Origin of the sequence: Burkholderia sp. Se-20378, from assembly GCF_017104665.1 — a bacterium.
GTDB lineage: Bacteria > Pseudomonadota > Gammaproteobacteria > Burkholderiales > Burkholderiaceae > Burkholderia > Burkholderia lata.
Genome location: NZ_JAAGPG010000002.1, coordinates 70,887 through 95,882 on the forward strand (window position 1 = coordinate 70,887; position 24,996 = coordinate 95,882).

Sequence of the window (24,996 nt, forward strand, 5' to 3'; positions counted from 1 at the left end):
ATAGCGATTGATGTGGCTTCATCGTAGGGAGCCGGCCGGCGTTACGGGAGTGCGCGAATTGACATCGATGGCGCATTTATTGTCAATTGATGTCCGTCGCTCACCCGGGAAACCCGACATGTCCGAGACGGACTTTTTTCTTCAACCGCAGTACGCGATCCAGATCGCCGATCAACTGGTCCGCATGGGCGGGCGTCCGCCCGACTGGTTCGTGCAACTGCAGCATCCGGGGCCGAACGGCGAGCTGACGATCCGGGATTTTTCGTTCGACGCGTTCAAGCGGCTGGTCGGCGATGCGCTCGACGCAACCGGCGAGCCGGCATTCGGGCTGCTGGTCGGTGAACGCCTGCGCGTCGGCAGTCACGGGATACTGGGCTACGCGGTCGCCAACAGCGTGACGGCGCGGCAGGCGCTGGAACTGATCGAGCGGTTCGTGCAGGTGCGCACGTCGCTCGTTTCCGCGAAGCTCGAGATCGTGGGCGAACATGCGCGGCTCGCGTTCGTCGAACGTCATCCGCTGGGCGACATCCGGCAGCCGGTGATGGAGGCGATCGTGCTGACGATCAAGAATCTGCTCGACTACATCACGCGCGGCACGAGCCGCACATCGTTCGTGGCGTTCCCGTTCGACGTGCCCGGCCATGCGGCGCTGGCGGGCGAACTGTTCGGTTGCGACGTGCGTTACGGCGTCGACTGGGCAGGCATGGCGTTTCCGGTGGCGGAACTCGACCGGCCGCTCGGCACCAGCAACCCGCACGCGTTGACGGAGGCGGTGCGCATCTGCCAGGACGAACTCGCGAACCAGAACCGGCAGCAGGCTTTTTCATCCAGGATCCGCCGGTTGATGTTCGACAAGGTCGGCGATTTCCCGACGCAGCGTTCGACCGCGCAATTGCTGAACGTCACGCCGCGCACGATGCATCGGCGGCTGGCCGACGAAGGCACGTCGTACCGCGAGATACTGGAAAGCGTGCGCCACAAGCTCGCGATCGAGAGCGTGAAGGCGGGCAAGCTCAGCCTGCAGGAAATCGCGTTTCTGCTCGGCTACGACAGCCTCGGCAATTTCCGGCGCGCGTTCAGGCGCTGGGAGGGCATGTCGCCGTCGGAATATCGTCAGTCGATGTAGCGGCGGCTTGGCGGCTGCTTCGGCGCGCGGGCCGGGGCGCGATGGCCTGTGCAGGCTCGATGACCTGCCGGCGCAACCACCCGTACGCCGGATCGTCGTGCGTGCGCTCGTGCCGGAGCATCGTCAACGCGAAAGGGCGACGTCGAATGTCACCGCACCGGCGCGGCCGCGGCCAGCAGGCCGCGCAGGAACACCATGATCATGTGCCCGATCGGCACTTCGGACAGGATCGACTGCTGCAGCGACAGGCCCTGCGAGAGCCCCATGAACGAAATGGCCAGGACGGCCGGTGGTTCGGGCGGGACCTTCTTCAGCCGCGCGAAAATCTGTTCGATGCAATGGGCGAGGCCATCGCGGTGGGCGTCCAGCAACGCCTGCGACGCGACGGCAAAAGCGGGGTTGCGCCGCCCCAGAAGCTTGAACTCGACACCCAGCACCGACCACTCGGGCTCGGCATCGACGGTCCGCGACCAGATCTCCAGCGCATTCAGTATGTCCTCCCCGGACGCGGACGGGTCGCTCAGCGCCCGGGCGATGTCGGCCACCTGCGTCGTCGAACGCTCCCGCATCAGTTCGACGAACAGCGCCTCCTTGCTCGCGAAGTTCGAATAGAACGCCCCCTGCGTATAGCCGGCCTCGGCCGCGATATCCCTGAGCGACGTGCCGCCGAACCCGCGGTCGACGAACAGCCGCTTCGCCGCGGCAAGCAAATGGGCGCGGGTCTGCAATTGGCTTGCTTCGCGGGTCAGCCGCGGGTGAAGGGGGGGCATGTTCATGGCAGGCAGGATATCAGTTGATATTTAAGATAGATACCATTACGATCCCATTTCAAATATCACTCGATATTTGAAATGCAGGGCGCGATTGTGTCGCTGAACGTTCGCAACGGGGCTCCCCGGGGCGGACGATCGGGCGACGCGGGGGCGCGCACTGTGTGCCGGTGCGTGGCGGCGTGTCGTTGCCCTCGTGTCGCGTGCTTCGATGCGCCGACGCGAGCCGCTTGCCGATCCAGCGAATGCCGTCGTCACCGGGCGTCGTGAAACAGTCAGTTAGTCATGCGAATCATGCCGGTTTGCATGCGGATGCGGGGCAGGATGCAGAAGATGAGCGCGAGCAAGACCTATGCACAGCTCGTAGTCGAGCTGGCCGAACTGGACGAGGAAATCGAGCGCGCACGCGCGCGCGAACGCGTCGATGCGATCGAGGCGGTTCACTCGCTGATGGATACCTACGCGATCAAGCATCGCGACCTGGTCGGCCGCAATGGCAGTCGAGGTTCGTACGTCGTGAAGGTGCTGCCGGCGCGCTATCGCGATCCGGCGAGCGGGAAGGAGTGGAGCGGGCGCGGCAATGCGCCGCTCTGGATCCGGGGCAAGGATCGTCGTCAGTTCGTCGTCGTCAAGCCGCCGGCCACCGGCAAGAAAACCAGGACCCGCTGACCGCGAGCGCCGGGCTACGGCGACAGCGGCTTCGCCGGTCCCTGGCCGGGCGGCGTGAGCACCACGAGCAGCGTCGCGCCTTCGGGCGACGGCGCCACGTATGCATGCGGCCGATGCGACGAGAACAGCGCGCTTTCACCGGCGCGCAACCGCGTCGGCTCGCCGTGCTCGAAGTGCAGCTCCAGTTCGCCCGACAGCACGTAGCAGAACTCGTCGCCCTCGTGGCCCGCGAGCCCGCCGGCTTCGTCCACCGTGCGCGCGTCGACCTGCATGCGCAGCGTGATCATTCCGGCCGAGCTGTCGCGATGCAGCAGCGCGTATTCGTACGGGATGTTCGCGATGCGCGTCGTGACGATGTCTTCCGCGTGGCACACGCTCAGCGCGTTGCGATGGCGCGGCTGGTTGGTCAGCACGTCGCGCCAGTCGAAGCCCATGCCTTCGATGATCCGGTGCAGCACGCCGAAGGTCGGCGACATCTTGTTCGTCTCGATGCGCGAGAACGTCGCCGCGGGCACGCCCGTGAGCTGGCTGGCCTCGTTCAGCGTGAGGTCGCGCGACTGGCGCAGCGCGCGCAGCCGCTGTCCGATCTGGTCGGCGGGCACCTGAAGATGCTCGCGGCGCCGCGGCTTGAGCGGCAGCGCCGAAAGAATCGACGTGACGCGGGTTTTCTTGCTCATGATCGTCCGCCGGGGAGAATGTTTTTACCGATACGTAATGAAAATATACCGCATCGGTGCGAAGCCGGGCGATGGATTGCATGGCGCTTGTCGTCGACGGATATCGAGGCGTACACTTCCCGGGCGTCGACACGACGAGAACGGGGCATCCACGATGCCTCGTTTTTTCGGCCCTTGAATTTACGGATATGTAAATTCAAGGGCAGGGTACGACGCATCTCGTCCCGGCCGTCGGCACGCGGTGCCCCGTAGACGAAGGATGCAAGGGATGCCGCGCGCGTCCACGGCCAGAAATTTACGTATCGGTAATTTCGGAGAGAATGACCATGAGTCTGCAAGACGATCGGATGAACGGCGCGTATCGCGCGGAAGGCTGGGTGCAATGGCCCGGCGAGCCGGAGTTGAGTTTCCAGTTCGCGCGCACGCTCGGCGGCGCGCAGGAAGGCGCGAGCCTGATCAGCGAGTGCTTTCGCGCGGCGTCGCGGATGACGCCCGGCGATACCGAGAGCTGGTACCGCGAATGGCAGGTGCTTGCGAAAGCCAGCGAGCAGCGTGCGCTCGACGCGTACGGGCGCGGCTTCCTGCGCACCGCGAGCAGCAACTGGCTGCGCGCGGCCAACTACTACCGGTCGTCCGAGTTCTACCTCGCGCATGACGACGCGCGCCGGCGCGACAGCTTCGACAGCGTCGAACGCTGCTCGCATCGTTATCTAGAAGGGTTGACGCCGGCCGGCGAGGTCGTGCGCATCCCGTACGAGGGCGGCGCGCACCTCGACGCGTATTTCATCCCGTGTGCGGGCGGCGACGTGCGGTCGCCGGCGGTGATCGCGTTCGGCGGGCTCGACGAGTACAAGGACGAACTGCTCCACGAGATGCCCAAGCACGCGCTCACGCGTGGCATGTCGCTGCTGCTGGTCGATCTGCCGGGGCAGGGCGGGACGCTGCGCCGGCAGGGGATCGTCAACCGCCCGGATACCGAAGTGCCGGTCGGTGCGTGCGTCGACTACCTGCTCACGCGCCGTGACGTCGATCCCGGCCGGATCGCGCTGTATGGCGCAAGCGTCGGCGGCGTCTACGCGGCGCGCGCGGCGTCGTTCGAAAAGCGCATCGTCGCGGTGGTGTCGGATTCGGTGATGTTCGACATGGCGTCGCTGTTCGCGAGCTGGCTCGATACGCCGGAGCGGCTCATCTGGCGCCACCTGAAATGGGTGTTCGGCTGCGCGACGCCGCAGGAAGTCGTCGACAAGGCGCGGGATTTCCGCCTCCAGGGCGTGATCGACCGGATTCCGGTGCCGTACCTGGTGCTGCAGGGCACGGAAGACTGGCTCGGGCTGAAGACGGCGACCGATACCTACGACTACGCGAAGGCGCATGGCGTCGACGCGACGCTCAGGTTGTTCGATCCGGATGAAACGGGCGCCGCGCACTGCCAGGTCGACAATCCGACGCTCGGCCAGGAATTCATCTGCGACTGGCTGGCGGCGCGGCTGGGCATCGACCAGCGCGAGGTGCGGCAGCGTAGGCCGGCATTGGCGTGAGTTGAGCGCGGGTGCGCATCGATCTTCGGGAGACATCGTTCGCCGTGATGGCGCAGGTGACGTCTCCCGTGCGGCGCGCGCTTATCCGCGACCGACGAACGGCATGGCCGTCGCCATGATCGTCATGTTCAGGATGTTCGTGTCCAGCGGCAGGTTCGCCATCTGGACGATCGCGTTCGCGACATGCGTGACGTCCATGCGCGCCTCGGGTGCGAGGCTGCCGTCGGCCTGCGGGACGCCTTGCGTCATCCGGTCCGTGAGCGACGTTGCCGCGTTGCCGATGTCGATCTGGCTGCATGCGATGTTGTACCGGCGGCCGTCGAGCGCCAGCGATTTGGTGATCCCGGTCACCGCATGCTTGGTGGCCGTGTACGCGATCGTGTCGGGGCGCGGCGCGTGCGCCGAGATCGAACCGTTGTTGATGATCCGGCCGCCTTGCGGCGTTTGCGTTTTCATCAGGCGCCACGCGGCCCGCGCACACAGGAACACGCCGGTCAGGTTCGTCGCGACGACGCTGTTCCACACGTCGAATTCGTATTCGTCGAGCGAAACTGGCGGCGCGTTGCGGCCGGCATTGTTGAACAGCACGTCGAGCCGGCCGAACTGCTGCGCGATCTGGGCGAACGCGTGGTCGACCGATGCTTCGTCGGTGACGTCTGCAGGAAACACGTGCGCGTCGCCGCCGGCGGTGCGGATCGCATCCTGCGTGTCGCGCAACGATTCCTCGGTGCGTCCGAGCAGCGCGACGGTGAAACCGGCCTCAGCGAGCGCGATGGCCGCTGCACGACCGATGCCGGAGCCGGCGCCCGTGACGGCTGCGAATTTCTTCGAGACTGACATGGCTTGATTTCCTGCTGGTTGAAAGAGGGGCGAGGTGGCCGACGACCGCGATCATCGCCACTTCGGCAATGTAGTCGAAATGCGCGGCGCGCATGTTCGAGCGACATCGTAAAGCCGGCGCGATGGCCGTGGCTATTTCTTCCGGCCCGGTACGGCCTTCCGCGCCCGCGTGCCCGTTTCCGCGAACAGATCGACCACCACGTCGCGCAGCCACTTGTTCCCCTCGTCCTGGTTGACCCGCGTATGCCAGAGCATGTGAATCGGCGCGCCCGGCACCGTGACGGGCAACGCGCGCCAGCCCAGCGAGAACGGTGCGGCGAGCTGCTGCGCGAGATGCTCGGGCACCGTCGCGATCAGGTCGGTGCGCTGCAGGATGTAGCCCACGCTCATGAAATGCGGCACCGTGAGCCGCACCTGGCGCGCCACGCGGCGGCGCTTCAGCCATTCGTCCACCTGCCCGTGACCGGTGCCGGCCGACACCACGACCAGATGCTCGGCCTCGCGCCACGTGTCGACCGTCAGCGGCGCGTCCTCGAGCGGATGCCCGCGCCGGAACAGGCACACGTAGCGCTGATCGAACAGCCGGCGCTGATAGAAGCCGCCCTTGAGCTGCGGCAGCAGGCCGATCGCGAGATCGACGCGGCCGTCGGCCATTTCGTCGCCGAGGTTGACGCTCGTGTCGCGCACGGTATTGAGCGCAATGCCCGGCGCCGCTTGCGACAGGTGTTCGAGCAGCGCGGGCAGGAACACGACTTCGCCGATGTCGGTCATGCCGATCGTCAGCGTGCGCGTGACGCGCAGCGGATCGAAACCGGTCTCGGGGTTCAGCGCGGCATGCAGTGTCGCGAGCGCGTGCGACACGGGTTCCGCGAGGCGCAGCGCGAACGGTGTCGGCACCACGCCGCCCGGCCCGCGCACGAACAGCGGATCGCCGAGCCGGCGGCGCAGCTTCGCGAGCGCATTGCTCACGCCCGGCTGGCTCATGTTCATCTGCTCGGCGACGCTCGACACGCGCCGTTCCTGCATCAGCCGCTGGAACAGCAGCAGCAGGTTGAGGTCGATATCGCTCAGTTCCATGGGTTTTGCCTTGCCGGGTTCATTGCTGCCAGTGATGAAGCAGATTCCGGTCATTTTATTGCGGGATGAAGGTCCGCTCCCGAGAATACCGATACGGCCCATGCAATCGACATGACCGCTGCGCACGCCGCAGACCCCACATCGGAATATCGGAGACACCTTCATCATGCAGACGAACCTGAAGATTGCGATCGTCGGCGCCGGGATCGGCGGCCTGACGCTCGCGCTCGCCCTGCGCGAGCACGGCATCGACGCGCAGCTTTACGAACAGACGGAGGTGTTGCGCGAAGTCGGCGCGGCCGTCGCGCTGTCGGCCAATGCGACGCGCTTCTACGAACGCATGGGATTGCGGGCGGCCTTCGACGCGGTGTGCGCGGACATCCCGGGGCTCGTCTATCGCGACGGCCGCAGCGGCGCGGTGATCGGCCATCATCGCGGCGATCCCGACTATCGCCGGCAATTCGGCGGCGCGTACTGGGGCGTGCATCGCGCGGACCTGCAGGCCGTGCTGTCCAGGGCCGTCGGCCTCGACGCCATCCATCTCGGCCATCGGCTGACCGATCTCGCGCAGCATCCCGATCGCGTCACGCTGTCGTTCGACAACGGTGTGCGTGTCGACGCCAATCTCGTGATCGGCGCGGACGGCGCGCGCTCGATCACGCGGCGCTGGATGCTCGGCTACGACGATGCGCTGTATTCGGGGTGTTCGGGGTTTCGCGGCGTGGTGCCGGCCGCGCGGCTGAGCCTGTTGCCCGATCCTGAAACGTTGCAGTACTGGATCGGGCCGCACGGGCGCCTGCTGCACTATCCGATCGGTGACGACGGCGACCAGAATTTCCTGCTGGTCGAGCGTCATCCGTCACCGTGGCCGTCGCGCGACTGGGTGATGCCGTCGGAAGAGGGCGAGCAACTGCGCGTGTTCAGGGACTGGCATCCGGCGGTGGTGCAGATGATCACGGCTGTGCCGATCAGCCAGCGCTGGGGGCTGTTCCACCGGCCGCCGCTCGGCCGCTGGAGCCGCGGGCGCGTGACGCTGATCGGCGACGCCGCGCATGCGCTGGTGCCGCACCACGGGCAGGGCGCGAATCAGTCGATCGAGGATGCGGTGGTGCTGGCCGCGCAACTGGTGCAGGCCGGGCCGGGCAACTGGCGTGAAGCGCAGGAAGCGTACGAGCGGCTGCGCCGTGGCCGCACGCGCAAGGTGCAGTACGCGTCGATCTCGGTGGCCGACGTGCTGCACCTGCCCGACGGGCCGGCCGCGCAGGCGCGCAATGCGCGTCTGGCCGAGCGCGACAGCGTGCTGCATCACCTGGACTGGATTCACGATTTCGATGCGCTGGCCGGGGAGCCGAGCGAGCGGCAGGGTGGCACGTGGCTTTGAGCGCTCAGTCTCGAGCACGTCATCCCGGCGCGACAGGTGTGCCGGGATGGCGGGCGCAGGGCATGAGGCTGATCGAGAGACTACGGCTCGCCGGTCACCGGCCGGTTTGACGAACAAAACGGGCGGGGCAGTGCCCGCCCACCGTCACTTCACGCATTCGAGCGCGTACTTCAACCCCTGCCCGAGCAGCCCGCGCCATACGTCCCACGTATGCCCGCCGTCGACGATGCGCAGCTCGGCCGGGTTCTGCGCGCGGCGCAGGTGCGTGTACAGCACGCTCGATTCGGCCTGGATGGTCAGGTCGTCGTCGCCGGCGGCAATGAACATCGGGATTCGCCAGCTGCGCGCGAAATAGCCGCGCATCAGCGCCGGGTAGTTGAGCTCGTGCCACACGCGCGAGTCGAACTGCCGGTCGCCGAACACGCCGACGTAGCGCGCGGCGGAATTGAGCGGCGGCTCGTTCGCGTAGATCGCGGGGCTCAGCAGCATCGCGCCGCAGAACAGCCCGGGTTCGAGCAGCGAGAAGCGCAGCGCGCCGAAGCCGCCCATCGACACGCCGCCGATCGCGCGGCCGGCACGCTGGTTCGACACCGCGAAGTGCGCTTCGACTTCGGGCAGCAGGTCGTTGAGGAACGCGCTCTGCATCTTCTCCTTGCGGTCGACGTACCAGTCGGTGCCGCCCTGCGGCATCACGATCACGACCGGCGGAATCTCGCGGCGCTCGATCAGCGTGTCGGCGGTGGCCTGCAGCCGGCCCTGCGTGACCCAGTCGTTCGCGTTGCCGGCGTTGCCGTGCAGCAGGTACATCACCGGGTAGCGCGCGCCTTCCGGGTTGTAGCCGGGCGGCAGGTAGACCGTGTACGACCAGTCGCGCTTCAGCGACGCCGACCGGAACGTGCGCAGCACGACGCTGCTGCCCGGATTGAGTGCGGGCTCCTGCGCGGCCGACGGGGTCGTCGCGGTCTGGACGGCCGGCGGCGGTGGCGCGGGCGATACCGCCGGTGCGGGCGGCGTGGCGCGGGCCGTGGCGATGGAGCCGGCGATCAGGGCGAGGGCGAACGGAAGGGCGAGTCGGCGCATGTCGAATCGTTTCAGGAGAGGCGCCGGCTATCGTAGCAGCGGCGCATGACGGCGCGGCGCGTCATCGCCGCGAACGGAACGTCAGCCGCGCGACGAGCGGCCCGTAGAGTTTGGCGACGAGATACAGCAGGCCCATCGCGACGACGTCGGCGGTCAGGCCGAGCTTCACGTCGAGATAGCCTTCGGTCGCCTGGTAGAGCACCGAATCGACCGCGAGCGAGATGGCGGTGCCCGCGACGAAGCACAGCAGCCCCTGCCGGCCGATCGTGCCGATCCACGGCATCGCGTGTGCGACCTTCTTCATCCAGCCGAGGTGCACGAGCTTGGCCGCGAGCCACGCAATCGCGAGGAAGTTCGCGAGCCGCAGCGCGCCGAGGTTCTGCTTGATCGACGGATCGGTCGGGAACGGCTCGATGCGCAGCCGGTAGTACGCGCCGGCCGCGACGATCGCGAGTGCCGCGGCCGTCAGCAGCCAGCCCTGCGGCTTCGGCGCGAGCGTCTGGTAGACGGGCTGGCAGCGCGCGATCACGCCGAACACGAACAGGAACTGCCACGCGAACGGATTGAAGTCCCACGGCGCGCCTTCGACGGTCGGCAAAAAGCGCGCGACGTGCGGCGCCGCGACCCACAGCGACCCGCTGAACGCGAGCAGCAGCCACGGCTGCGTGCGTGCGAGCGGCAGCGCGAGCGGGACGAGCAGCGCGAAGAACGCGTACATCGGCAGCACCGACGCCAGGTAAGGCTGGCGGCGGAACAGCAGGATGTCGCGCAGCGCGGCGAGCGGCTTGTGAAGCAGGCCGTCGAGATCGTTGGTCGGCATGTTCGGGCCGTCGATCGCGAACGCGTTCAGCGCGGCCGTGATCAGCAGCATCAGGCCGGCCGTCACGAGGAACGCACGGTAGATCTCGAACGCGCGCCGGATGAAGCGCTGGCGCGCGGCGGCCTCGTCGTGCCGCTCGGCGAGCGAGTTGTACGCGATCGCGGTGGCGAAGCCGCCGAGGAACACGAAGACTTCGGCCGCGTCGCACAGCGCGTACGCGTGCAGCGTGACGCGCGACAGGATGCTGCCGCCGATGTGGTCGACGACGATGACGAGCAGCACGAGGCCGCGGAAGAAAGCGAGCTCGGCGTAGCGGCCGGCCCGGGCCGGTGCGGTCATCGGACCGCCTCCCGGCGCGGGCCGCGGGCGCGGCCGGCACGCGCCGCGCATGAATCGGGGTGAAGCATGACTTCGTGAAGAAATGACGAACGGATGCGCATTGTGCCACCGATGTGGCGCACACCGGGTTTACGCGGATGGTCGTCCGTCCTGCCGCTGCCGATAAGCCGGGTCAGGCAGTCTGCGCATCGGGGCAGTTGGACGAGCGCAACGGTTTGCGCCGGGTTCACTTACCCCGATGGACGGACGGTTTGCGACGTGACACCATTTTGACCTCACGCGGCCGCACACCGCGTCGTCCGCCCTGCGGGCCACACATACAACAGACCAAACATTCGCCGGGCGCTCGACCATGCCCGGCCCCCGGCTCCGGAGATCCGTCATGAAGAAGCACGTCATTTTTACCGCCGCGCTGGCCGCTTTCGCCGCGCCGGTCTTCGCCCAGAACAGCGTGACGCTGTACGGTGTGATCGACGAAGGCTTCAATTACACGAACAACGTGAACGTCAATGGGGTCGGAAAATCGAATTACCAGCTCGCGAGCGGCTATGCGCAGGGCAGCCGCTGGGGCCTGAAGGGCAGCGAGGATCTCGGCGGCGGGCTGAAGGCGATCTTCACGCTTGAGAACGGTTTTGACGTGAACAACGGCCGGCTCGGCCAGGGCGGCCGCATGTTCGGCCGCCAGGCGTTCGTCGGGCTGAGCGCGCCGCGCTTTGGCACGCTGACCTTCGGCCGCCAGTACGACTCGGTGGTCGACTATCTCGCGCCGCTCACCGCCAACGGCAACTGGGGCGGTACGCTGTTCTCGCACCCGTTCGACAACGACAACACGGACAACTCGTTCCGCGTCAACAACACGGTCAAGTATGCGAGCGCCGACTGGAACGGCCTGACGTTCGGCGGCACGTACAGCTTCAGCAACAGCACCGGCTTCTCGAACAACCGTCAGTACAGCCTCGGCGCGCAGTACTCGCTGGCCGGGCTGCAGGTTGCGGCTGCGTACCTGCAGGCGAACAACCCGGGTGTCGGCAGCGCGGGCGCGATCTCGGCGGATGACGCGAACTTCGTCGCCGAGCGCCTGCGGATCTTCGGCGGCGGCATCAACTACACGTTCGGCCCGGCCACGGTCGGCTTCGTCTACACGAAGACGGACGTGAAGAACCCGGTGTCGACCGTCTACCTGCCGGCCTCGACGTTCGCCGGCCTCGGGCTGACCGCGACGAAGTTCCAGAACTTCGAGATCAACGGCAAGTACCAGCTCACGCCCGATTTCTATCTCGGTGCGCAATACGTGTACACGGACGGCAAGTACGATGCCGCGGCCGGGTCGTTCAAGCCGAAATACCACACGGTCGGCCTGATGGCCGACTACAGCCTGTCGAAGCGCACCGACGTGTACCTGCAGGGCGCATGGCAGAAGGTGGCCGGCGACAAGACCGGCACGGCGGCCGACGGCGGTTACGTGGTCGGCACGGACGGCCCGTCGGCGTCGTCGAACCAGTTCGCGGTGCGCGCCGCGATCCGCCACAAGTTCTAAGGTTCTGGGCGGGCGGCGTCGGCGCGCGTGCGCCGGCGCCTGCCGTCAATCCGCCCGGGGCGTGGCGCCGAGCGTTTCCGCGAGCCAGTCGACGAAGATCCGCACGCGCGGCGCGAGATGCCGGCCGGTCGGAAACACCACCGACACGGGCAGCGGCTCGGCATTCCATTCCGGCAGCACCTCGACCAGCGAGCCGTCGGCGAGCAGCGGCCCGAGCCCTTCGCGCGGCGCCTGGATCAGCCCGAGGCCCGCGAGACAGCACGCGAGATACGCCTGCGAGCTGTTGACCGACACGACGCTGCGCATCTTGACCGCGTGCAGCTGGCCCGAATCCATATCCGCATATTCCCAGTCCAGCTCGCGGCCCGTGCGGCTCGAGAAATAGCCGACCGCGACGTGGTCCGGCAACTCGTCCGGCGAGCGCGGCGTGCCGTGCCGCTCGAGATACGCGGGCGCCGCGCAGTTGATCTGCGCCAGTTCGCCGATGCGCCGCGCGACGAGCGACGTATCGGACATCGCACCCACCCGCACCGCGCAGTCGATGCCGTCGGCGACGAGGTCGACGAAGCGGTCGGTCGTGCCGATCACCACGCGCAGGTCGGGGTAGCGCGCGTGGAAACCCGGTAGCGCCGGAATCACCTGGTTCAGCGCGAAGCGCTCGGGCAGGTCGACGCGGATCGCGCCGCGCGGCATCGTGCCGGCATCCTCGAACAGCGTTTCCGCATCGTCCAGGTCGGCCAGCAGCCGCATGCAGCGCTCGTAATAGGTCGCGCCTTCGGCCGTCAGCGCGACGCGCCGCGTCGTGCGCTGCAGCAGGCGGACCTTCAGGTGCTTTTCCAGATACTGGACGGCGTTGCTGACCGTCGGGCGCGGCAGTTGCAGCTGTTCGGCCGCTTTCGTGAAGCTGCCGAGATGGGCGACGCGCGCGAAGATGCGCATTGCTTGCAGATGATCCATGCGGGGCGGGTGCGTGGGTGGAGGGGGCAGGCTCCATTGTTAATCAGCGTCGAATGGTTTGGTTGAGTGTTTCGCGTTTATCGCGTGTCGCGATGCGTCCAGAATCCGGCCTGTTCATTCATCACTCAAGGAAACGGACATGGAAACGCGTGAACTGGGCCGGACGGGCCCGCGGGTGTCGGCCATCGCGCTCGGCTGCATGGGGATGTCGGACTTCTACGGGCCGGCCGATCGCGACGAAAGCATCGCGACGCTGCACGCGGCGCTCGACCACGGCATCACGATGCTCGACACCGGCGATTTCTACGGGATGGGCGACAACGAGATGCTGATCCGCGATGCGCTGCGCGGCCGGGCGCGCGACCAGGTGCTGATCAGCGTGAAATTCGGCGCGCTGCGCGATCCGTCCGGCGGGTTTGCCGGCTACGACGCACGGCCGGTGGCGATCCGCAACTTCGTCGCGTACTCGCTGAAACGGCTCGGCACCGACTACATCGACATCTACCGGCCGGCGCGCGTCGATCCGGCGGTGCCGATCGAGGAGACGATCGGCGCGATCGCCGATCTCGTGAAGGCCGGGTACGTACGCCACATCGGCCTGTCGGAAGCCGGCGTCGACACGATCCGCCGCGCGGCGGCCGTCGCGCCGATCTCCGACCTGCAGATCGAGTATTCGCTGCTGTCGCGCGGCATCGAGGCCGGGATCCTGCCCGCGTGCCGCGAACTCGGGATCGGCGTGACCGCCTACGGCGTGCTGTCGCGCGGGCTGCTGGGCGGACGCTGGAGCACGGCGCGGGAAGGCGAGCGCGATTTTCGCGGGGCGAGCCCGCGTTTCCAGGGCGAGAACCTCGCGCACAACCTCGCGCTCGTCGACGCGCTGCGTGCGATCGCCGACGAGAAGGGCAGCAACCCGGCGCAGGTCGCGATCGCGTGGGCGCTGTCGCGCGGCGGCGATATCGTGCCGCTGATCGGCGCACGCAAGCGCACGCAGCTTCAGGACGCGCTGCAGGCGACAGATATGCAACTAACGGTCAATGACATCGCTCGCATCGAAGCGGCGGTTCCCGCCGGGGCGGCTGCCGGTGAGCGTTATCCGGCCGCACAGATGGCGCACCTCGATAGCGAGCAGGGGCAGGGGTCATCTCACGGGGACTGATCGGCCCGGGATCGGTTTTTGTTGCGGAACAGGTACGGCACTCGGTTCGGATGCCGGTGCCGAGGCGGGATTCGGCAACCCGGGTGCATGGTCCGGTCGCGCCTGCCTTGACGACTGCGGCGTGCTTTTCGCCGCGCCTGCTGCGCGACGGCACATCGGTGCATCGGTGCATCGGCACATCGGCACATCGGCACATCGGCACATTGGCACATCGGCGCATCGGCGCATCGACACCCCGACACAATCACGCCGCCGCCCCATCCGGCAAGCCCTAGCCAGCCTCAGGCAAAGCCAGATGGCGGGCGGCGCGATCGAGGTTCACCATCGGCGCCGTACTCAACCGGACGGAATGCCTTTCATGCACATTCATACGCTGACGATCATCGCGGTGGTTTTCCTGCTGGCCGGCGCGGTCAAGGGGATGATCGGGCTCGGGCTGCCGACGATCGCGATGGGGCTGCTGACGCTCGCGATGCCGCCGTCGGCCGCCGCGAGCCTGCTGCTCGTGCCGTCATTCATCACCAACGTGTGGCAGTTGTGGCTCGGCCCGTCGTTCGGGCCGCTGCTGCGTCGCCTGTGGCCGCTCCTCGTCGGCCTGACGATCGGCACGCTGACGGGCGGGCTGCCCGCACTCGCGGCCGGCAGCACCTGGACGCATGCGGCGCTCGGCGTGGTGCTGATCCTCTACGGGCTGTGGGGGCTGGCCGCCGCGCGGCTGCCCGCGCCGGGCCGCCATGAAAAATGGCTGTCGGCCGTGGTCGGCTACCTGACGGGTGTCGTGACGGCCGCGACCGGCGTGTTCGTCGTGCCGGCCGTGCCGTACCTGCAGGCGCTGCGGCTGTCGAAGGACGACCTGATCCAGGCGCTCGGGCTGTCGTTCACCGCATCGACGATCGTGCTCGGCCTGCAGTTGCGCGTGACGGGCGCGCTGGAGACGGTCGATCTCGGCGTGTCGGCGCTCGCGCTCGTGCCGGCGCTGGCGGGCATGGCCGGGGGGCAGTATGCGCGCCGTGTGATGAGCGAGAAGGCGTTCAAGCGCTGCTTCTTCGTCGGGCTGATCGCGCTCGGCGCGTATATGGCGGCGTCGGGGTGGCTGTGAGCGGGCCTCGCTGGCGAGCGTGATGCCCGCCCGCTGTCCGTGACGCTCCCGAAGCCGGTTTCGACAGCAACCGGCTTCGGGAGCATTCACCGGACGCGGGTCACACAGCTCAGGCCGGGTCGGCGTACTTCAGCGTCCACCCGAACGTGCGGGTCGCGCCCGCGCCGAGTGCAAACGGCTTCGTCGTACAGGCGAAGTTCGAATGCAGCTGACCGATCGGCGTCGTCGACAGCGGATTCGTCGTTCCGTTTACCGTGTCGAAGGCGGACAACGCGCAGTTGTCGAACCCGGACGCCGCATAGCCGGTCGCGGCGCTGTTCGCATACGTCACCGATACCCCGTCGCCATTCGCCTGCGTCGATGCGAAATCCGCGAACGACGTGAAGTCCGTCTCGACCGACAGGTTGCCGGTGAGCGTGCCCGTACTCAGCGTGTCGCTGCGTGCGACCGAGCCGTGCACGAACGTCAGCACCGTATGCACCTGCAGGTCGAGATCGGTCGTGTATGCCGCGTTCTTCGACGCGAGCCGGAACTTCGCGGTATCGAACGACACGATCACCTGGCCGTTGCTTTGCTGGACGTTCAGGTTCTTGTAGTACGTGACGGGAATGTAGGTCTTCCCGTTGTACGACACCTGCGGCACCAGCAGCGCGTAGCCGAGATCGGTCGTGCCGTAGATCAGCTTGTCGGAGAACGGCACCGGGTAGTACGGCGTGTACGAGTTGTAGTCGGGCGCCTGGCTGAGGTTCAGGTTGATCACGCGCCGGCCGTCGCGCACGGTGACGAGCGCCGCACTGTACGGATGCGCGGTGTCGCCCGGCTGGTTGTACCAGGTGAGCGTGTAGTGCGGCAGCGCGTCGAGCCATGCGTTGTAGTCCGCATCGGCCATCGGCGCCTTGCCGCCGAAGCCGAGCTTGTTCCACCACGCGTTCACGTACAGGTACTGGTGCAGCAGGCTGAAGTTCTCGCCCATCACGCGCGGCTTGCCGCGATACGCGTCCGTGCCGCGGCCCTTGACCCACATGTTCACCGACGGCGTCGGCAGCGACGGGTCGTACCAGTAGGTGTCGAATCGGTGCGCGGCCTGGTAGATGAATGCATACGCAACCTGTTTCTCCTGGTCGGTCAGCACGCCGGCATTGGCCGCGGCGGTCAGCACTTCCATGAACGCCGAATCGCCGTACGGGCCGATCGAGCGGCCGTAGTTGAAGCCCTGGCCGTTCGCGTTCAGCTGCGGCAGGATCAGGTCGACCGACTTGCGCAGATAGCCCTTCAGCTCGGGGGTGAGGTTCGCCTCGTTGCCCATCTCGAACGTGCGCTCGGTCACTTCGCCGATCAGCAGCGTGCTGTAGCGGTCGAAGCGCGCCTGGTCGTAGTAGGTCGTGTGCGTGTTGGACGCTTCGTCCGAGAATCCGCCCGACGAGTCGTTGCGGATATGGTTCGTGAGCGTGTACAGCAGCGCATCGCGCGCGCCCATCGTCGCGACCGACGGATCGGTCTTCGAGGCAAACGACGGGCTGCTCCAGCCGAGCTTCTGGCGCAGCCCGGCAATTCCGTAGGACACCGCATAGTAGTTCTGCGCGGTGTTGAGCGATGCGATGTCGATCGGCGTGCCGGCCGCGGGGCACGTATCGGTCTTGCCGCTCGCATCGGGGCCGAACATGTCGCAGAAGGTGAGGCGCTGCTGCAGTGTCGCGAGCATCGCGTCGCTGAAGACTTCGTTGAGCATCCCGTGCGCCTTCAGGTTGTTCAGCGCGACGAGGTAGTAGTACTCGCCCCACGACGTGTTCGCATACGTGTAGTTGCTGCCCGACTGCGCCATCATCGCGGTCGTGATCGTCTGGTACGTCGCGAGGTAGCTCGCGTACTGCGGATCGTTCTTCGACTTCATGTCGATCAGGATGTACGACAGGCCGAGCGCGAGCTTGCCCGGCAGGAATTTGTCGCCGGTGTTCGTGTCGAGCACGTGGACCGGCGTGCCGTCGCCGAGGTCCATCACGACCTGCGTGAAGTCGGGCGATTTCCGGATCAAGTCGAACAGCGCGCGCATCTGGCCCATCATCGTGACCGGTATGTTCGCGCCGGCCGGCACGCTGGTGTCGGGCGCGCCGTAGACGAGCGCCTGCAGCGAGTTCGATGCGAGCGACGGTGTCGTGGACGGGGGCGGCGAAGATGACGGCGGCGTATCGGTCACGTCGTTGCCGCCGCAGGCGCTGACGAACAGGACGGAAAGGGCGCTGAGCGCGGCGCCGAGCGCGAATCTGCTGCGCGGATGCATTGTGTCTCCAGTTTTGAATAGTGATGAAGGCCGGGCGGGTGTGGCCGTTGCCGCGCTCGATGCCCGTACCTGGCCGCCGTCCTGCAACCCTGATCCCTGAAGACGGACGGCCTGAATCACCTGTCGAGCGGGCAAGCGTTCTCCCTGCACGGGCCGTGGCCGGCGTCGCGCGGATGCAGTGGAAAACGTTTTCCAAATTTAGGCAGCGATCGGCGTGATGTCAATGAACTTTCACGCCGGACGGGGCGGGAGAAACCCGGATAGTGGAACGGAGGGAGTGGTGCGTGAGATTGGGATGTCGCGGAAATTACTGGGATTTTTTACGGATGAGATGAGGTTGAGGCGTGGGATGTCGACGCGGAAGCGGCGAGCAGAAGGGCTGGTCGGAGATTCGCGCTCGCCGGATATTGAGAGAAAACGTTATCCATAAGGATCGATGTGAATTCGGCGGACATCGGGGCGCGAGGGCGACAGGCAGCCAGGCCGTTCCGGCAAGACTAAAGCTGTGCCTCGATCGCCGCCTTGTCGATCACCGACCAGACCTGGCAGATCTTGCCGTCATGAAATTCGTAGAACACGTTCTCGCAGAACCTGACTTTCCGGCCGTCGACGGCGAGCCCCATGAACGTCCCGCTCGGCGAACATGCGAAGCGAAGCCGGCATGCGATGCGCGGCGGCTCGCACACGAGCATCTGGATGTCGAAACGGAGATCGGGAATGTCGCGGAAGTCCTGTTCCAGCATCGCGCGATAACCGGCGAGGCCGAGCGGCCGGTCATTGTGGATCACGTCGGCGCAGACGTATTCGTCGAGCGCCGGCCAGTCTTGCCGGTTCAGGCAGTCGATGTAGGCGCGGTAGCGGGTGGCAAGATCGGTGTCGGTCATCGTTGCTTGTCCTGGGGTATCGACGGGCGGTGTGGCGTATCGCGCCGCGGCGAACAGCGACGCCCTAGCGGGTTTGTCCGTGGCGGTTTTCCCGGTCGGTCGGATGCGGCAGCTTCAGCGCGTCGAGTATCCGGCATTCGACGGCCGGCCAGTCGCGGTCGCCGTTTTCGATCGACAGCTTGTCGAGCGGCAACTGATCGAACAGTGCATCGGTCAGTCGACGGTAGTCGCGGTACAGCGCGATCAGCCCGTCGAGACCGGTGAACCCGCGCCGCACGCAGTACGGCGCGGCCAGTTTCCAGCGAGTCTGATAGGCGACCCAATCGTCGCCGCGCTCGGCACAGACAGTGCGGAGGGCTGCGTCGATGTCGCGCTGCCAGAAGTAGATGACTAGCGGCGCGAGCGGAGCAATCGTGCGGGCGAGTTCGCGCACGTACGTTTCGATCAGTGCCGGGTCGCCTTCCATCAGGAGCAGGTGGGTCAGGTCGCCGTGAAAGAGTTGCCCGTCCAGCACGCTTATCGTGTTGCCGCGCAGCGCGTCGGCGACGAACGTCGCCCATCGCGCGAGCGCGCGCCCGGCAAGTTGCGCGGCCGTCGCATCGCGCCAGGGCTCGAACCAGTGCTCGAGTTCGTCGGTGGCCCGCACGGGGTGAGGTTCCGTTCGTTCGTGAATCGCCACGACGTCGCGTCCGGCTTTCGTCAGGTGCTTCGCGATGAAGCGCATCGCGGTCGACTTGCCGGAACCCATCACGCCCTCGACGATCACGAGCCGGCGAGCAGGAAGGAGGGAAGAGTCGCGGGTGGCGGGCATCGTGTCGGAGCAGGTGGATGCATGTAAGCCGTTACGAGGCTTAATTTCGTAAACAAGACGCGAACTACTCTGCTCCATCCGGCGAGTATTCCGGACGGTGGTGCGTACCTGCTGATGCACCCGGTGTGCATGAGGCGGTCGGGTGTTCCGCAAGATCCCGGTTGCATCAGTCTTGATTCATCAGGTACCTGCCGAATGGTCGAAGATGAGGCACGTGGTGCTTGCATGCGCATACAGCTTGCCGTCCGGCCCGACAATGCGCCCCTCAGCCGTGGCCACTTGCCGCCCGACATGAATCACTTTACCTTCCGCTCGCACGATGGGTACTTGATCATTCAGGGCGCGCACCATGTTTACCTTGAGCTCCAGCGTAGTGTAGCCCTTGCCGGCGGGCAGCATCGTGTGCACTGCGCAGCCTACTGCGGAGTCGAGCAACGTGGCAAACCAGCCGCCATGCACGGTGCCGAGCGGGTTGTAGTGGCGGCGTTGCGGTCGCCCCTGGAAGATTGCCGTGCCGGGCTCCATGTGGATTGGCAGGAAATCCATCGGTTCGCCGATCGGCGGCGGTGCCAGTTCTCCTGCGAAGATTGCCTCGAACATCTCCATCCCCGAGCGGGCAAAGACTTGCCCCTTGGGGTCTGCATCAGGCGCAATCAGGCGCGCGCGTACTCTCGCTTCGTCTGCATCCCACCGAGCCATCGTCTCATTTGCATCCACAGACACCTTCCTTCTCCAAAGATCATAAAGTAGACAACACTTGTAGATACAATACTTGCAGGTACAATATTCTGCATGAAGAATATCACCAAGCCAACGGGATGCACCAACCTGAAGTTGCGCCAGCTCACTCGAGTCGTGACGCGCCACTACGATCACTATGTCACCGAGACGGGGCTCAAGAGCACTCAGTACGCGTTGCTCACGTATGTGGTCAAGGTTGGCCCCGTCCAGCCAGGCGATCTGGCTCGACACATGAAGATGGACGCGTCGACGTTGACGCGTAACCTGCAGCCGTTGACCGCGCAGGGCTACCTGGAGCTTCGCGCGGGTAAGGACGCGCGTAGCCGCTTGGTCGACGCAACCGCGGAAGGTCGTGCCAAACAGGCCGAAGCTCAGCGCGCCTGGAAAGCAGCGCAGGTAGCACTCAACAAGCGGTTGGGCGACGAACGCGTTGCCGCGTTGCACGACCTGCTCGACGGGTGCATTGCATGTCTCGATGAAACCCCTTCTGGGGATATCCCGCACTGACCTTGTGCGAGCAGACTCGTCTGCGCCATCGGATCAGTCCCGCACCGCATCGTTCTTGCCGTACAAGGTCGAGAACTTGCCAAGAAGGCTCGAGGATGTGTTTTCGGATAGTTTCCGTGAACTGACGGAGCACGTGATCATTCCGTGACAGGTTTAACTTCAAACAGGATGTCGATATGACCCAAGCACTGTTCTCGCCGTTACGCCTTGGCCCGTTCGCACTCGCCCATCGCGTGGTGATGGCTCCGCTCACACGCATGCGCGCTGCCGAACCCGGCAACACCCCGCATGCACTGAACGTGGAGTACTACCGTCAGCGTGCCACGGACGGCGGCCTGATCATCACCGAAGGCTCGCAAATTTCACCAACAGGTCAGGGGATGCCCGCGACACCGGGTATCCACAGTCCGGAACAGGTCGAAGGGTGGAAGGCGGTTACGCAAGCGGTGCATGCCAAAGGTGGCCTGATATTCATGCAGCTCTGGCACGTAGGTCGCATCTCGCATTCGTCGCTCTTGAATGGCGAGCAACCGGTCGCTCCCTCTGCGATCGCGGCGCCGGGCAATGCATTTACTGCCACGTTCGAGAGGGTGCCGTTTGAGATTCCGAGGGCGCTGGACACAAAGGAAATTGCTTCGCTGGTCGACGACTATGCGCAGGCAGCGCGCAACGCACTCGAAGCCGGATTCGACGGTGTGGAGATTCATGGCGCCAACGGCTACCTGCTTGAACAGTTTTTGCAAAGCCGGAGCAATCACCGTACAGATGCATACGGCGGCTCGATCGAAAACCGGTGCCGCATCGTGCTTGAGGTGGCCGAGGCCGTGTCGGCTGTATTCGGGGCCGACCGCGTCGGCATCCGCCTGTCTCCTTTTGGCGTAGCCAATGGCAGTGGAGAAGACGCGCCACTGCCGCTGTATTCTCATCTCATCGAACACCTGGCGCGCCTGGACCTTGCGTATCTGCATCTGATCGAACCTCGGGCGAGTGGCGCGGGCCAGGCCGACGTCGACCACCAGAACGTACCATTCGCTTCAGAGTTGTTCCGTCCGCACTGGCCTAATGTATTGATCGCGGCCGGAAACTACACGCCTGCCACCGCGGGGGCAGTGATCGGAGCGGGGCGCGCGGATGCCGTCGCGTTTGGGCGTTTGTTCATCGCCAATCCCGATCTGCCCGAACGCGTACGCCTGGGCGCCAGCCTCAATGCCTACAACCGGCCAACGTTTTACGGCGGTGGCGCAGCCGGATACACCGACTATCCGGCCTTGGGTGAGACTGCCGGTGCCTGAAACGTCAAGGCTCACGTGCCCTTGGCTTTAACGCCGCGGTCCCCGTTACAGCACGCGATGGTGGGGACCGTGCAGCCTCAAGGCCATAGCCGACCACGACCTCGGCCTATCAATTCGGCTTGCCGGAAAATGCGGTGCAAATACCCGCGCACAAAGAGCATTCCTCTTGAATCCCGGTCGCTTCGACTGACGACGAAACGAGCGGGATGCCAATAACCGGCAGGTTACCGAGCCGTCGCGTCCCCCGACAAGAACGCGACGAACTCCCGCGTGTACTTCGGCAGCGCATCGAACGACCGCGCGCACAGTTTCAATCGACGGTGGCTCCACGCATCAGACAGCTCGACGAGCCGCACGTCCATTGTCTGCATCGCACGCTCGGCCGCATGGCGCGACACGATGCCGATGCCCACGCCGCTCGCGATCACGCGGCAGATCGCATCGAAACTCTTCAGTTGCACGCGATAGCGGATCCGCTTGCCGAGCGCGCGCGCCTGGTCGGCGAGATGCACCTGCAGTGCGCTGCCGTCGGTGAGGCCGATGAAGTCGGCATCGGCGATCGAGTCGAACGCGACCTTGCCGTGCGACGCGAGCGGATGCGCGGCCGGCACGACGACGATCAGCCAGTCCTCGCGGAACGGCTTCTGTTCGAGCCCGCCGAGCCCGACCGAATCGGCGACGATGCCGACCTCGGCCGTCTTGTTGCGGATCGCATGCACGATCTCCTGGCTCGAACGCTCCTCGACGCTGATCGACAGCTTCGGATGTAGCGGCAGGTAGTCGGCCAGCGCGTCGGGCAGGTATTCGCTCAGCGACGCCGTGTTGCACAGCAGCCTGATGTGCCCGCGCAGCCCCTGGCCGTATTGCTGCAACTCGCCGCGCATGTGGTCGATCTGCTGCAGCACGGTGCGCGCGTGGTGTTCGAGCGCGCGGCCCGCATCGGTGGCCTGCGCGCCCGACTTGGTTCGGTGCAGCAGCGGCACGCCGAGCTCGTCCTCCATGCCGCGGATGCGCTCGCTCGCGGCCTGCAGCGTGATGTGGGTCCGCTCGGCGCCGCTCGTGATCGTGCCGGCCTCGCAGATGTTCAGGAAGAGCCGCAGGTCGGTCAGGTCGAAGCGCATGATGGGGGGCGATCGTATTGGAATGGCCGATAAGTTAGCAGGGAACGGCCGCCGAGGTCTCAGGCGCAGCTTGAGGCCCGATTCGCCGGTTCCGCATTTTCGGGGCGCGATCGATGGCGGATCATGGCCGCACATCAACCGGGGAGCCTGTCATGCGGATCGATCCGTCGTGGAGCGTGTCGTTCAAGATCGCGTTGCACGTGCTGTTCCTGTGCATCGGCATCGCGTGGGCCTGTTCCGAACTCGCCGCGTGGTTGCGTTGAACGTTGTGGCGGGTGCGCGCCGCCGTGGGCGGCGGTCGCCGCTTCGCATCTATTGAAACAAATTCGTCATAGTTTCTTGAGACGAAAATTCTTCCGCTTTCCTGCAAAAAGACCATCAAGTTTTTCTGAATCGGACCGTATTACCGGTAGTGAATGCCGGCCGGCGTCCGGTTCGTGATCGTTTGTCATCATTGTTTGCATCCGGTTACACGTCGGCCGTTCCGTTTTTGAGATGCTTGAAAGATTGTCAAACCGGAGTCGGATCGTCCATGAAAACGCGCGAGATTCACCGCAACGCGGCGTGGCTGCCAGGCCTGGCAGCCGCGCTCGTCATGGCCGGTTGTGCAAGCACGCAGTCCGTTCCGCCGAGCGACACGCTGGCGGGACAGCCGTCGCCGTCGAGCCAGCCCGGTGCTGCGCCGTCGGCCGCCACACCGCCGCCGGCGCCGATTCTCGTCGCGCAGAAGTACGTCGTGAAGCGCGGCGACACGCTGACGGGCATCGCGTCCTCGAACGGCTGCAGCATGGCCGACCTGCGCACCTGGAACAAGCTGGGCGCGAACGGCAGGCTGCGCATGGGGCAGGTGCTGCGCATCGTCAAGCCGCAGCCGTTGCCGCCGCCGGGCGCGGCCGGCACGCAAGTGGCCGCATCGTCGGCGTCGAGCAATGGCGCAGGGAGCAACGCGGCAGCCGCGCAGGCCACCGCGTCGAATGCGAGCGACCGACAGGTCGTCAAGGAAACGAAGCGGCATGCGGGCGGTGTCGCACTCAAGTGGCCCGCGAGCGGCAAGATCGTCGACGGGTTCCGGCCGGGGCAGAACCGCGGCATCCAGATCGCCGGCCGGCCGGGCGACCCGGTCCGCGCCGCGGCCGACGGCCGCGTGATGTACGCGGGCACCGGCCTGAACGATTACGGCAGCCTGATCATCGTCCAGCACAACGCGGATTTCCTGACCGCCTATGCGCACAACCGCAAGCTGCTCGTGAAGACGGGCGACATCGTGCGCCAGGGCGACGAGATCGCCGAGATGGGCGACCTCGACAACTCGCGTGTCGCGCTGCTGTTCGAAGTGCGGCGCGACGGCAAGCCGGTCAATCCGATGCCGTATCTGCCTTCGTCGCAAGGGTGAAGCAGGGTCGTTTCGCTGGAACGTGGCGGCGGTCGCTGCTACGCTAGGGTCTGTTTGCGAGTCCCGCGCTTCGCGGGGCCGACGGTCGTCTTTCGGGGATGCGCGGCGTATGCCGTCGCGAGCCGGCCGCCGGCGTGAACGGGCACGCTTCTTCTGGGCGCGCCCGCGTTGCTTCGTGCCACCGATTCCGACAGAACACACCACATTCATGGAACACTCTCCGACACGCCGCTCGCTGTTGCTTGCCGCCGTTGCCGCGCCGTTCGTCGCCGCGTGCAGCTCCGCGCCGGTCGCCGACCAGGGGCGCGCCCATGCCGCCCAGGCTGAATTGACCGCGCTCGAGAAGGCTTCGAATGGCCGGCTCGGCGTCGCCGCGCTCGATACGTCGAACGGCGTGCGCATCGCGCACCATGCGCGCGAGCGCTTCCCGCTGTGCGGCACCTATGCGGTCGTCGCGGCCGCCGCGATGCTCGCGCGCGGCTCGCTCGACGCGTCGCTGCTGCCGCGCCGCATCCTGTACCGCCGCTATGAAATCGTGTCGGGCTCACCGATCACGGAAAGCCACGTCGACACGGGCATGACGATCGAGCAGCTGTGCGTCGCGATGCTGCAGTCGGGCGACAAGGGCGCCGGCAATCTGCTGATGGGTGTGCTCGGCGGCCCGCAGGCGGTCACGGCGTTCGCGCGCGCGAGCGGCGCCACGTCGTTCCGCCTCGATCACTGGGAACCCGAACTGAACAACGCGGCGCCCGGCGACGAACGCGATACCTCGACACCGGTCGAGATGGTCGACACGCTGCAGCGGCTGCTGCTCGGCAACACGCTGCAGGAGCCGCAGCGCACGCAGCTGACGGAATGGATGGTCGGCGGCGCGCGCGGCGCGACCGGCATCGCGGCGGGCGT

23 protein-coding genes are annotated in these 24,996 nt (G+C 66.2%); 11 read left to right on the forward strand and 12 right to left on the reverse strand.

Translation table 11 applies throughout. The features are described 5' to 3' along the window. Positions 1–118: 118 nt before the first annotated feature. A complete protein-coding gene (locus G3N93_RS00890) occupies positions 119–1,126 on the forward strand; it encodes an AraC family transcriptional regulator (RefSeq protein ID WP_206121438.1) in 1,008 nt (335 codons plus the stop codon). A 149-nt stretch (positions 1,127–1,275) separates the two neighbouring features. Here the strand turns inward: G3N93_RS00890 and G3N93_RS00895 are convergent, their stop codons facing one another. Continuing rightward, positions 1,276–1,902: a TetR/AcrR family transcriptional regulator gene (locus G3N93_RS00895; protein ID WP_206132084.1), complete on the reverse strand. Its 627-nt coding sequence runs from the start codon at positions 1,900–1,902 to the stop codon at positions 1,276–1,278. Positions 1,903–2,229: 327 nt separating this feature from the next. On the opposite strand from G3N93_RS00895, the gene G3N93_RS00900 reads away from it, so the two are divergent. Then, positions 2,230–2,565, forward strand: coding sequence for an H-NS family nucleoid-associated regulatory protein (locus G3N93_RS00900; RefSeq protein WP_241026343.1), 336 nt, complete (start codon positions 2,230–2,232; stop codon positions 2,563–2,565). Between the two features lie 14 nt (positions 2,566–2,579). Here the strand turns inward: G3N93_RS00900 and G3N93_RS00905 are convergent, their stop codons facing one another. After that, positions 2,580–3,242: a helix-turn-helix domain-containing protein gene (locus G3N93_RS00905; RefSeq protein WP_174943961.1), complete on the reverse strand. Its 663-nt coding sequence runs from the start codon at positions 3,240–3,242 to the stop codon at positions 2,580–2,582. A gap of 326 nt (positions 3,243–3,568) precedes the next feature. Here G3N93_RS00905 and G3N93_RS00910 point away from each other — a divergent pair, with 326 nt between their 5' ends. Then, complete coding sequence (locus G3N93_RS00910; RefSeq protein ID WP_206132086.1) at positions 3,569–4,780, forward strand: S9 family peptidase; 1,212 nt, start codon at positions 3,569–3,571, stop codon at positions 4,778–4,780. An 81-nt stretch (positions 4,781–4,861) separates the two neighbouring features. Here G3N93_RS00910 and G3N93_RS00915 read toward each other — a convergent pair whose 3' ends face one another. Together G3N93_RS00915 and G3N93_RS00920 are read right to left on the reverse strand one after the other, a co-directional pair. Further along, a complete protein-coding gene (locus G3N93_RS00915) occupies positions 4,862–5,620 on the reverse strand; it encodes an SDR family oxidoreductase (RefSeq protein ID WP_174937551.1) in 759 nt (252 codons plus the stop codon). Positions 5,621–5,752: 132 nt separating this feature from the next. After that, positions 5,753–6,697, reverse strand: a complete 945-nt coding sequence (locus tag G3N93_RS00920) for a LysR family transcriptional regulator (RefSeq protein ID WP_206132087.1) — start codon at positions 6,695–6,697, stop codon at positions 5,753–5,755. Between the two features lie 166 nt (positions 6,698–6,863). On the opposite strand from G3N93_RS00920, the gene G3N93_RS00925 reads away from it, so the two are divergent. Next, complete coding sequence (locus G3N93_RS00925; RefSeq protein ID WP_206132088.1) at positions 6,864–8,078, forward strand: FAD-dependent monooxygenase; 1,215 nt, start codon at positions 6,864–6,866, stop codon at positions 8,076–8,078. A gap of 144 nt (positions 8,079–8,222) precedes the next feature. On the opposite strand, the gene G3N93_RS00930 is transcribed toward G3N93_RS00925, so the two are convergent. Beyond that, entirely contained in the window at positions 8,223–9,158 is a 936-nt protein-coding gene (locus G3N93_RS00930; RefSeq protein ID WP_206132089.1) for an esterase family protein, read from the reverse strand. Between the two features lie 61 nt (positions 9,159–9,219). Then, positions 9,220–10,317, reverse strand: coding sequence for an OpgC domain-containing protein (locus tag G3N93_RS00935; RefSeq protein WP_206132090.1), 1,098 nt, complete (start codon positions 10,315–10,317; stop codon positions 9,220–9,222). Positions 10,318–10,699: 382 nt separating this feature from the next. Here G3N93_RS00935 and G3N93_RS00940 point away from each other — a divergent pair, with 382 nt between their 5' ends. Beyond that, entirely contained in the window at positions 10,700–11,854 is a 1,155-nt protein-coding gene (locus tag G3N93_RS00940) for a porin (RefSeq protein ID WP_174937541.1), read from the forward strand. 45 nt (positions 11,855–11,899) lie between these two features. On the opposite strand, the gene G3N93_RS00945 is transcribed toward G3N93_RS00940, so the two are convergent. Further along, the gene (locus tag G3N93_RS00945; protein WP_174937539.1) at positions 11,900–12,811 is read right to left on the reverse strand and encodes a LysR family transcriptional regulator; all 912 of its coding nucleotides are present in this window, start codon (positions 12,809–12,811) and stop codon (positions 11,900–11,902) included. A 139-nt stretch (positions 12,812–12,950) separates the two neighbouring features. Between G3N93_RS00945 and G3N93_RS00950 the strand changes: the two genes are divergently transcribed. Together G3N93_RS00950 and G3N93_RS00955 are read left to right on the forward strand one after the other, a co-directional pair. Beyond that, positions 12,951–13,967, forward strand: coding sequence for an aldo/keto reductase (locus tag G3N93_RS00950; protein ID WP_206132091.1), 1,017 nt, complete (start codon positions 12,951–12,953; stop codon positions 13,965–13,967). A gap of 358 nt (positions 13,968–14,325) precedes the next feature. Further along, positions 14,326–15,066, forward strand: coding sequence for a sulfite exporter TauE/SafE family protein (locus G3N93_RS00955; RefSeq protein WP_174937535.1), 741 nt, complete (start codon positions 14,326–14,328; stop codon positions 15,064–15,066). 109 nt (positions 15,067–15,175) lie between these two features. Here G3N93_RS00955 and G3N93_RS00960 read toward each other — a convergent pair whose 3' ends face one another. From G3N93_RS00960 to G3N93_RS00975, 4 genes are all read right to left on the reverse strand, one after another. Continuing rightward, positions 15,176–17,344 (reverse strand): hypothetical protein, encoded by a 2,169-nt coding sequence (locus G3N93_RS00960; protein WP_206132092.1) that lies wholly within the window; start codon positions 17,342–17,344, stop codon positions 15,176–15,178. A gap of 497 nt (positions 17,345–17,841) precedes the next feature. Further along, positions 17,842–18,228 (reverse strand): ester cyclase, encoded by a 387-nt coding sequence (locus G3N93_RS00965; protein ID WP_206132093.1) that lies wholly within the window; start codon positions 18,226–18,228, stop codon positions 17,842–17,844. 64 nt (positions 18,229–18,292) lie between these two features. Further along, complete coding sequence (locus G3N93_RS00970) at positions 18,293–19,039, reverse strand: hypothetical protein (RefSeq protein ID WP_241026344.1); 747 nt, start codon at positions 19,037–19,039, stop codon at positions 18,293–18,295. A 180-nt stretch (positions 19,040–19,219) separates the two neighbouring features. Next, positions 19,220–19,738 carry a PaaI family thioesterase gene (locus G3N93_RS00975; protein WP_206132099.1) on the reverse strand — a complete coding sequence of 173 codons (519 nt, stop codon included), beginning with the start codon at positions 19,736–19,738 and terminating at the stop codon, positions 19,220–19,222. A gap of 93 nt (positions 19,739–19,831) precedes the next feature. Between G3N93_RS00975 and G3N93_RS00980 the strand changes: the two genes are divergently transcribed. Then, positions 19,832–20,287: a MarR family winged helix-turn-helix transcriptional regulator gene (locus G3N93_RS00980; protein ID WP_206132095.1), complete on the forward strand. Its 456-nt coding sequence runs from the start codon at positions 19,832–19,834 to the stop codon at positions 20,285–20,287. Positions 20,288–20,463: 176 nt separating this feature from the next. After that, positions 20,464–21,579: an alkene reductase gene (locus tag G3N93_RS00985; RefSeq protein ID WP_206123260.1), complete on the forward strand. Its 1,116-nt coding sequence runs from the start codon at positions 20,464–20,466 to the stop codon at positions 21,577–21,579. Between the two features lie 224 nt (positions 21,580–21,803). On the opposite strand, the gene G3N93_RS00990 is transcribed toward G3N93_RS00985, so the two are convergent. Beyond that, a complete protein-coding gene (locus tag G3N93_RS00990; RefSeq protein ID WP_206132096.1) occupies positions 21,804–22,700 on the reverse strand; it encodes a LysR substrate-binding domain-containing protein in 897 nt (298 codons plus the stop codon). A 532-nt stretch (positions 22,701–23,232) separates the two neighbouring features. On the opposite strand from G3N93_RS00990, the gene G3N93_RS00995 reads away from it, so the two are divergent. Next, positions 23,233–24,093 carry a peptidoglycan DD-metalloendopeptidase family protein gene (locus G3N93_RS00995; RefSeq protein ID WP_174942923.1) on the forward strand — a complete coding sequence of 287 codons (861 nt, stop codon included), beginning with the start codon at positions 23,233–23,235 and terminating at the stop codon, positions 24,091–24,093. Between the two features lie 208 nt (positions 24,094–24,301). After that, positions 24,302–24,996 (forward strand): class A beta-lactamase (gene bla, locus G3N93_RS01000; protein ID WP_206132097.1); only part of this gene is annotated, 695 nt, incomplete at its 3' end.

Bases quoted from the DNA above. Each gene is read 5' to 3' on its own strand.
- G3N93_RS00890 (WP_206121438.1), top strand. From the start codon at position 119: ATGTCCGAGACGGACTTTTTTCTTCAACCGCAGTACGCGATCCAGATC.
- G3N93_RS00895 (WP_206132084.1), bottom strand. From the start codon at position 1,902: ATGAACATGCCCCCCCTTCACCCGCGGCTGACCCGCGAAGCAAGCCAA.
- G3N93_RS00900 (WP_241026343.1), top strand. From the start codon at position 2,230: ATGAGCGCGAGCAAGACCTATGCACAGCTCGTAGTCGAGCTGGCCGAA.
- G3N93_RS00905 (WP_174943961.1), bottom strand. From the start codon at position 3,242: ATGAGCAAGAAAACCCGCGTCACGTCGATTCTTTCGGCGCTGCCGCTC.
- G3N93_RS00910 (WP_206132086.1), top strand. From the start codon at position 3,569: ATGAGTCTGCAAGACGATCGGATGAACGGCGCGTATCGCGCGGAAGGC.
- G3N93_RS00915 (WP_174937551.1), bottom strand. From the start codon at position 5,620: ATGTCAGTCTCGAAGAAATTCGCAGCCGTCACGGGCGCCGGCTCCGGC.
- G3N93_RS00920 (WP_206132087.1), bottom strand. From the start codon at position 6,697: ATGGAACTGAGCGATATCGACCTCAACCTGCTGCTGCTGTTCCAGCGG.
- G3N93_RS00925 (WP_206132088.1), top strand. From the start codon at position 6,864: ATGCAGACGAACCTGAAGATTGCGATCGTCGGCGCCGGGATCGGCGGC.
- G3N93_RS00930 (WP_206132089.1), bottom strand. From the start codon at position 9,158: ATGCGCCGACTCGCCCTTCCGTTCGCCCTCGCCCTGATCGCCGGCTCC.
- G3N93_RS00935 (WP_206132090.1), bottom strand. From the start codon at position 10,317: ATGACCGCACCGGCCCGGGCCGGCCGCTACGCCGAGCTCGCTTTCTTC.
- G3N93_RS00940 (WP_174937541.1), top strand. From the start codon at position 10,700: ATGAAGAAGCACGTCATTTTTACCGCCGCGCTGGCCGCTTTCGCCGCG.
- G3N93_RS00945 (WP_174937539.1), bottom strand. From the start codon at position 12,811: ATGGATCATCTGCAAGCAATGCGCATCTTCGCGCGCGTCGCCCATCTC.
- G3N93_RS00950 (WP_206132091.1), top strand. From the start codon at position 12,951: ATGGAAACGCGTGAACTGGGCCGGACGGGCCCGCGGGTGTCGGCCATC.
- G3N93_RS00955 (WP_174937535.1), top strand. From the start codon at position 14,326: ATGCACATTCATACGCTGACGATCATCGCGGTGGTTTTCCTGCTGGCC.
- G3N93_RS00960 (WP_206132092.1), bottom strand. From the start codon at position 17,344: ATGCATCCGCGCAGCAGATTCGCGCTCGGCGCCGCGCTCAGCGCCCTT.
- G3N93_RS00965 (WP_206132093.1), bottom strand. From the start codon at position 18,228: ATGACCGACACCGATCTTGCCACCCGCTACCGCGCCTACATCGACTGC.
- G3N93_RS00970 (WP_241026344.1), bottom strand. From the start codon at position 19,039: ATGCCCGCCACCCGCGACTCTTCCCTCCTTCCTGCTCGCCGGCTCGTG.
- G3N93_RS00975 (WP_206132099.1), bottom strand. From the start codon at position 19,738: ATGGCTCGGTGGGATGCAGACGAAGCGAGAGTACGCGCGCGCCTGATT.
- G3N93_RS00980 (WP_206132095.1), top strand. From the start codon at position 19,832: ATGAAGAATATCACCAAGCCAACGGGATGCACCAACCTGAAGTTGCGC.
- G3N93_RS00985 (WP_206123260.1), top strand. From the start codon at position 20,464: ATGACCCAAGCACTGTTCTCGCCGTTACGCCTTGGCCCGTTCGCACTC.
- G3N93_RS00990 (WP_206132096.1), bottom strand. From the start codon at position 22,700: ATGCGCTTCGACCTGACCGACCTGCGGCTCTTCCTGAACATCTGCGAG.
- G3N93_RS00995 (WP_174942923.1), top strand. From the start codon at position 23,233: ATGAAAACGCGCGAGATTCACCGCAACGCGGCGTGGCTGCCAGGCCTG.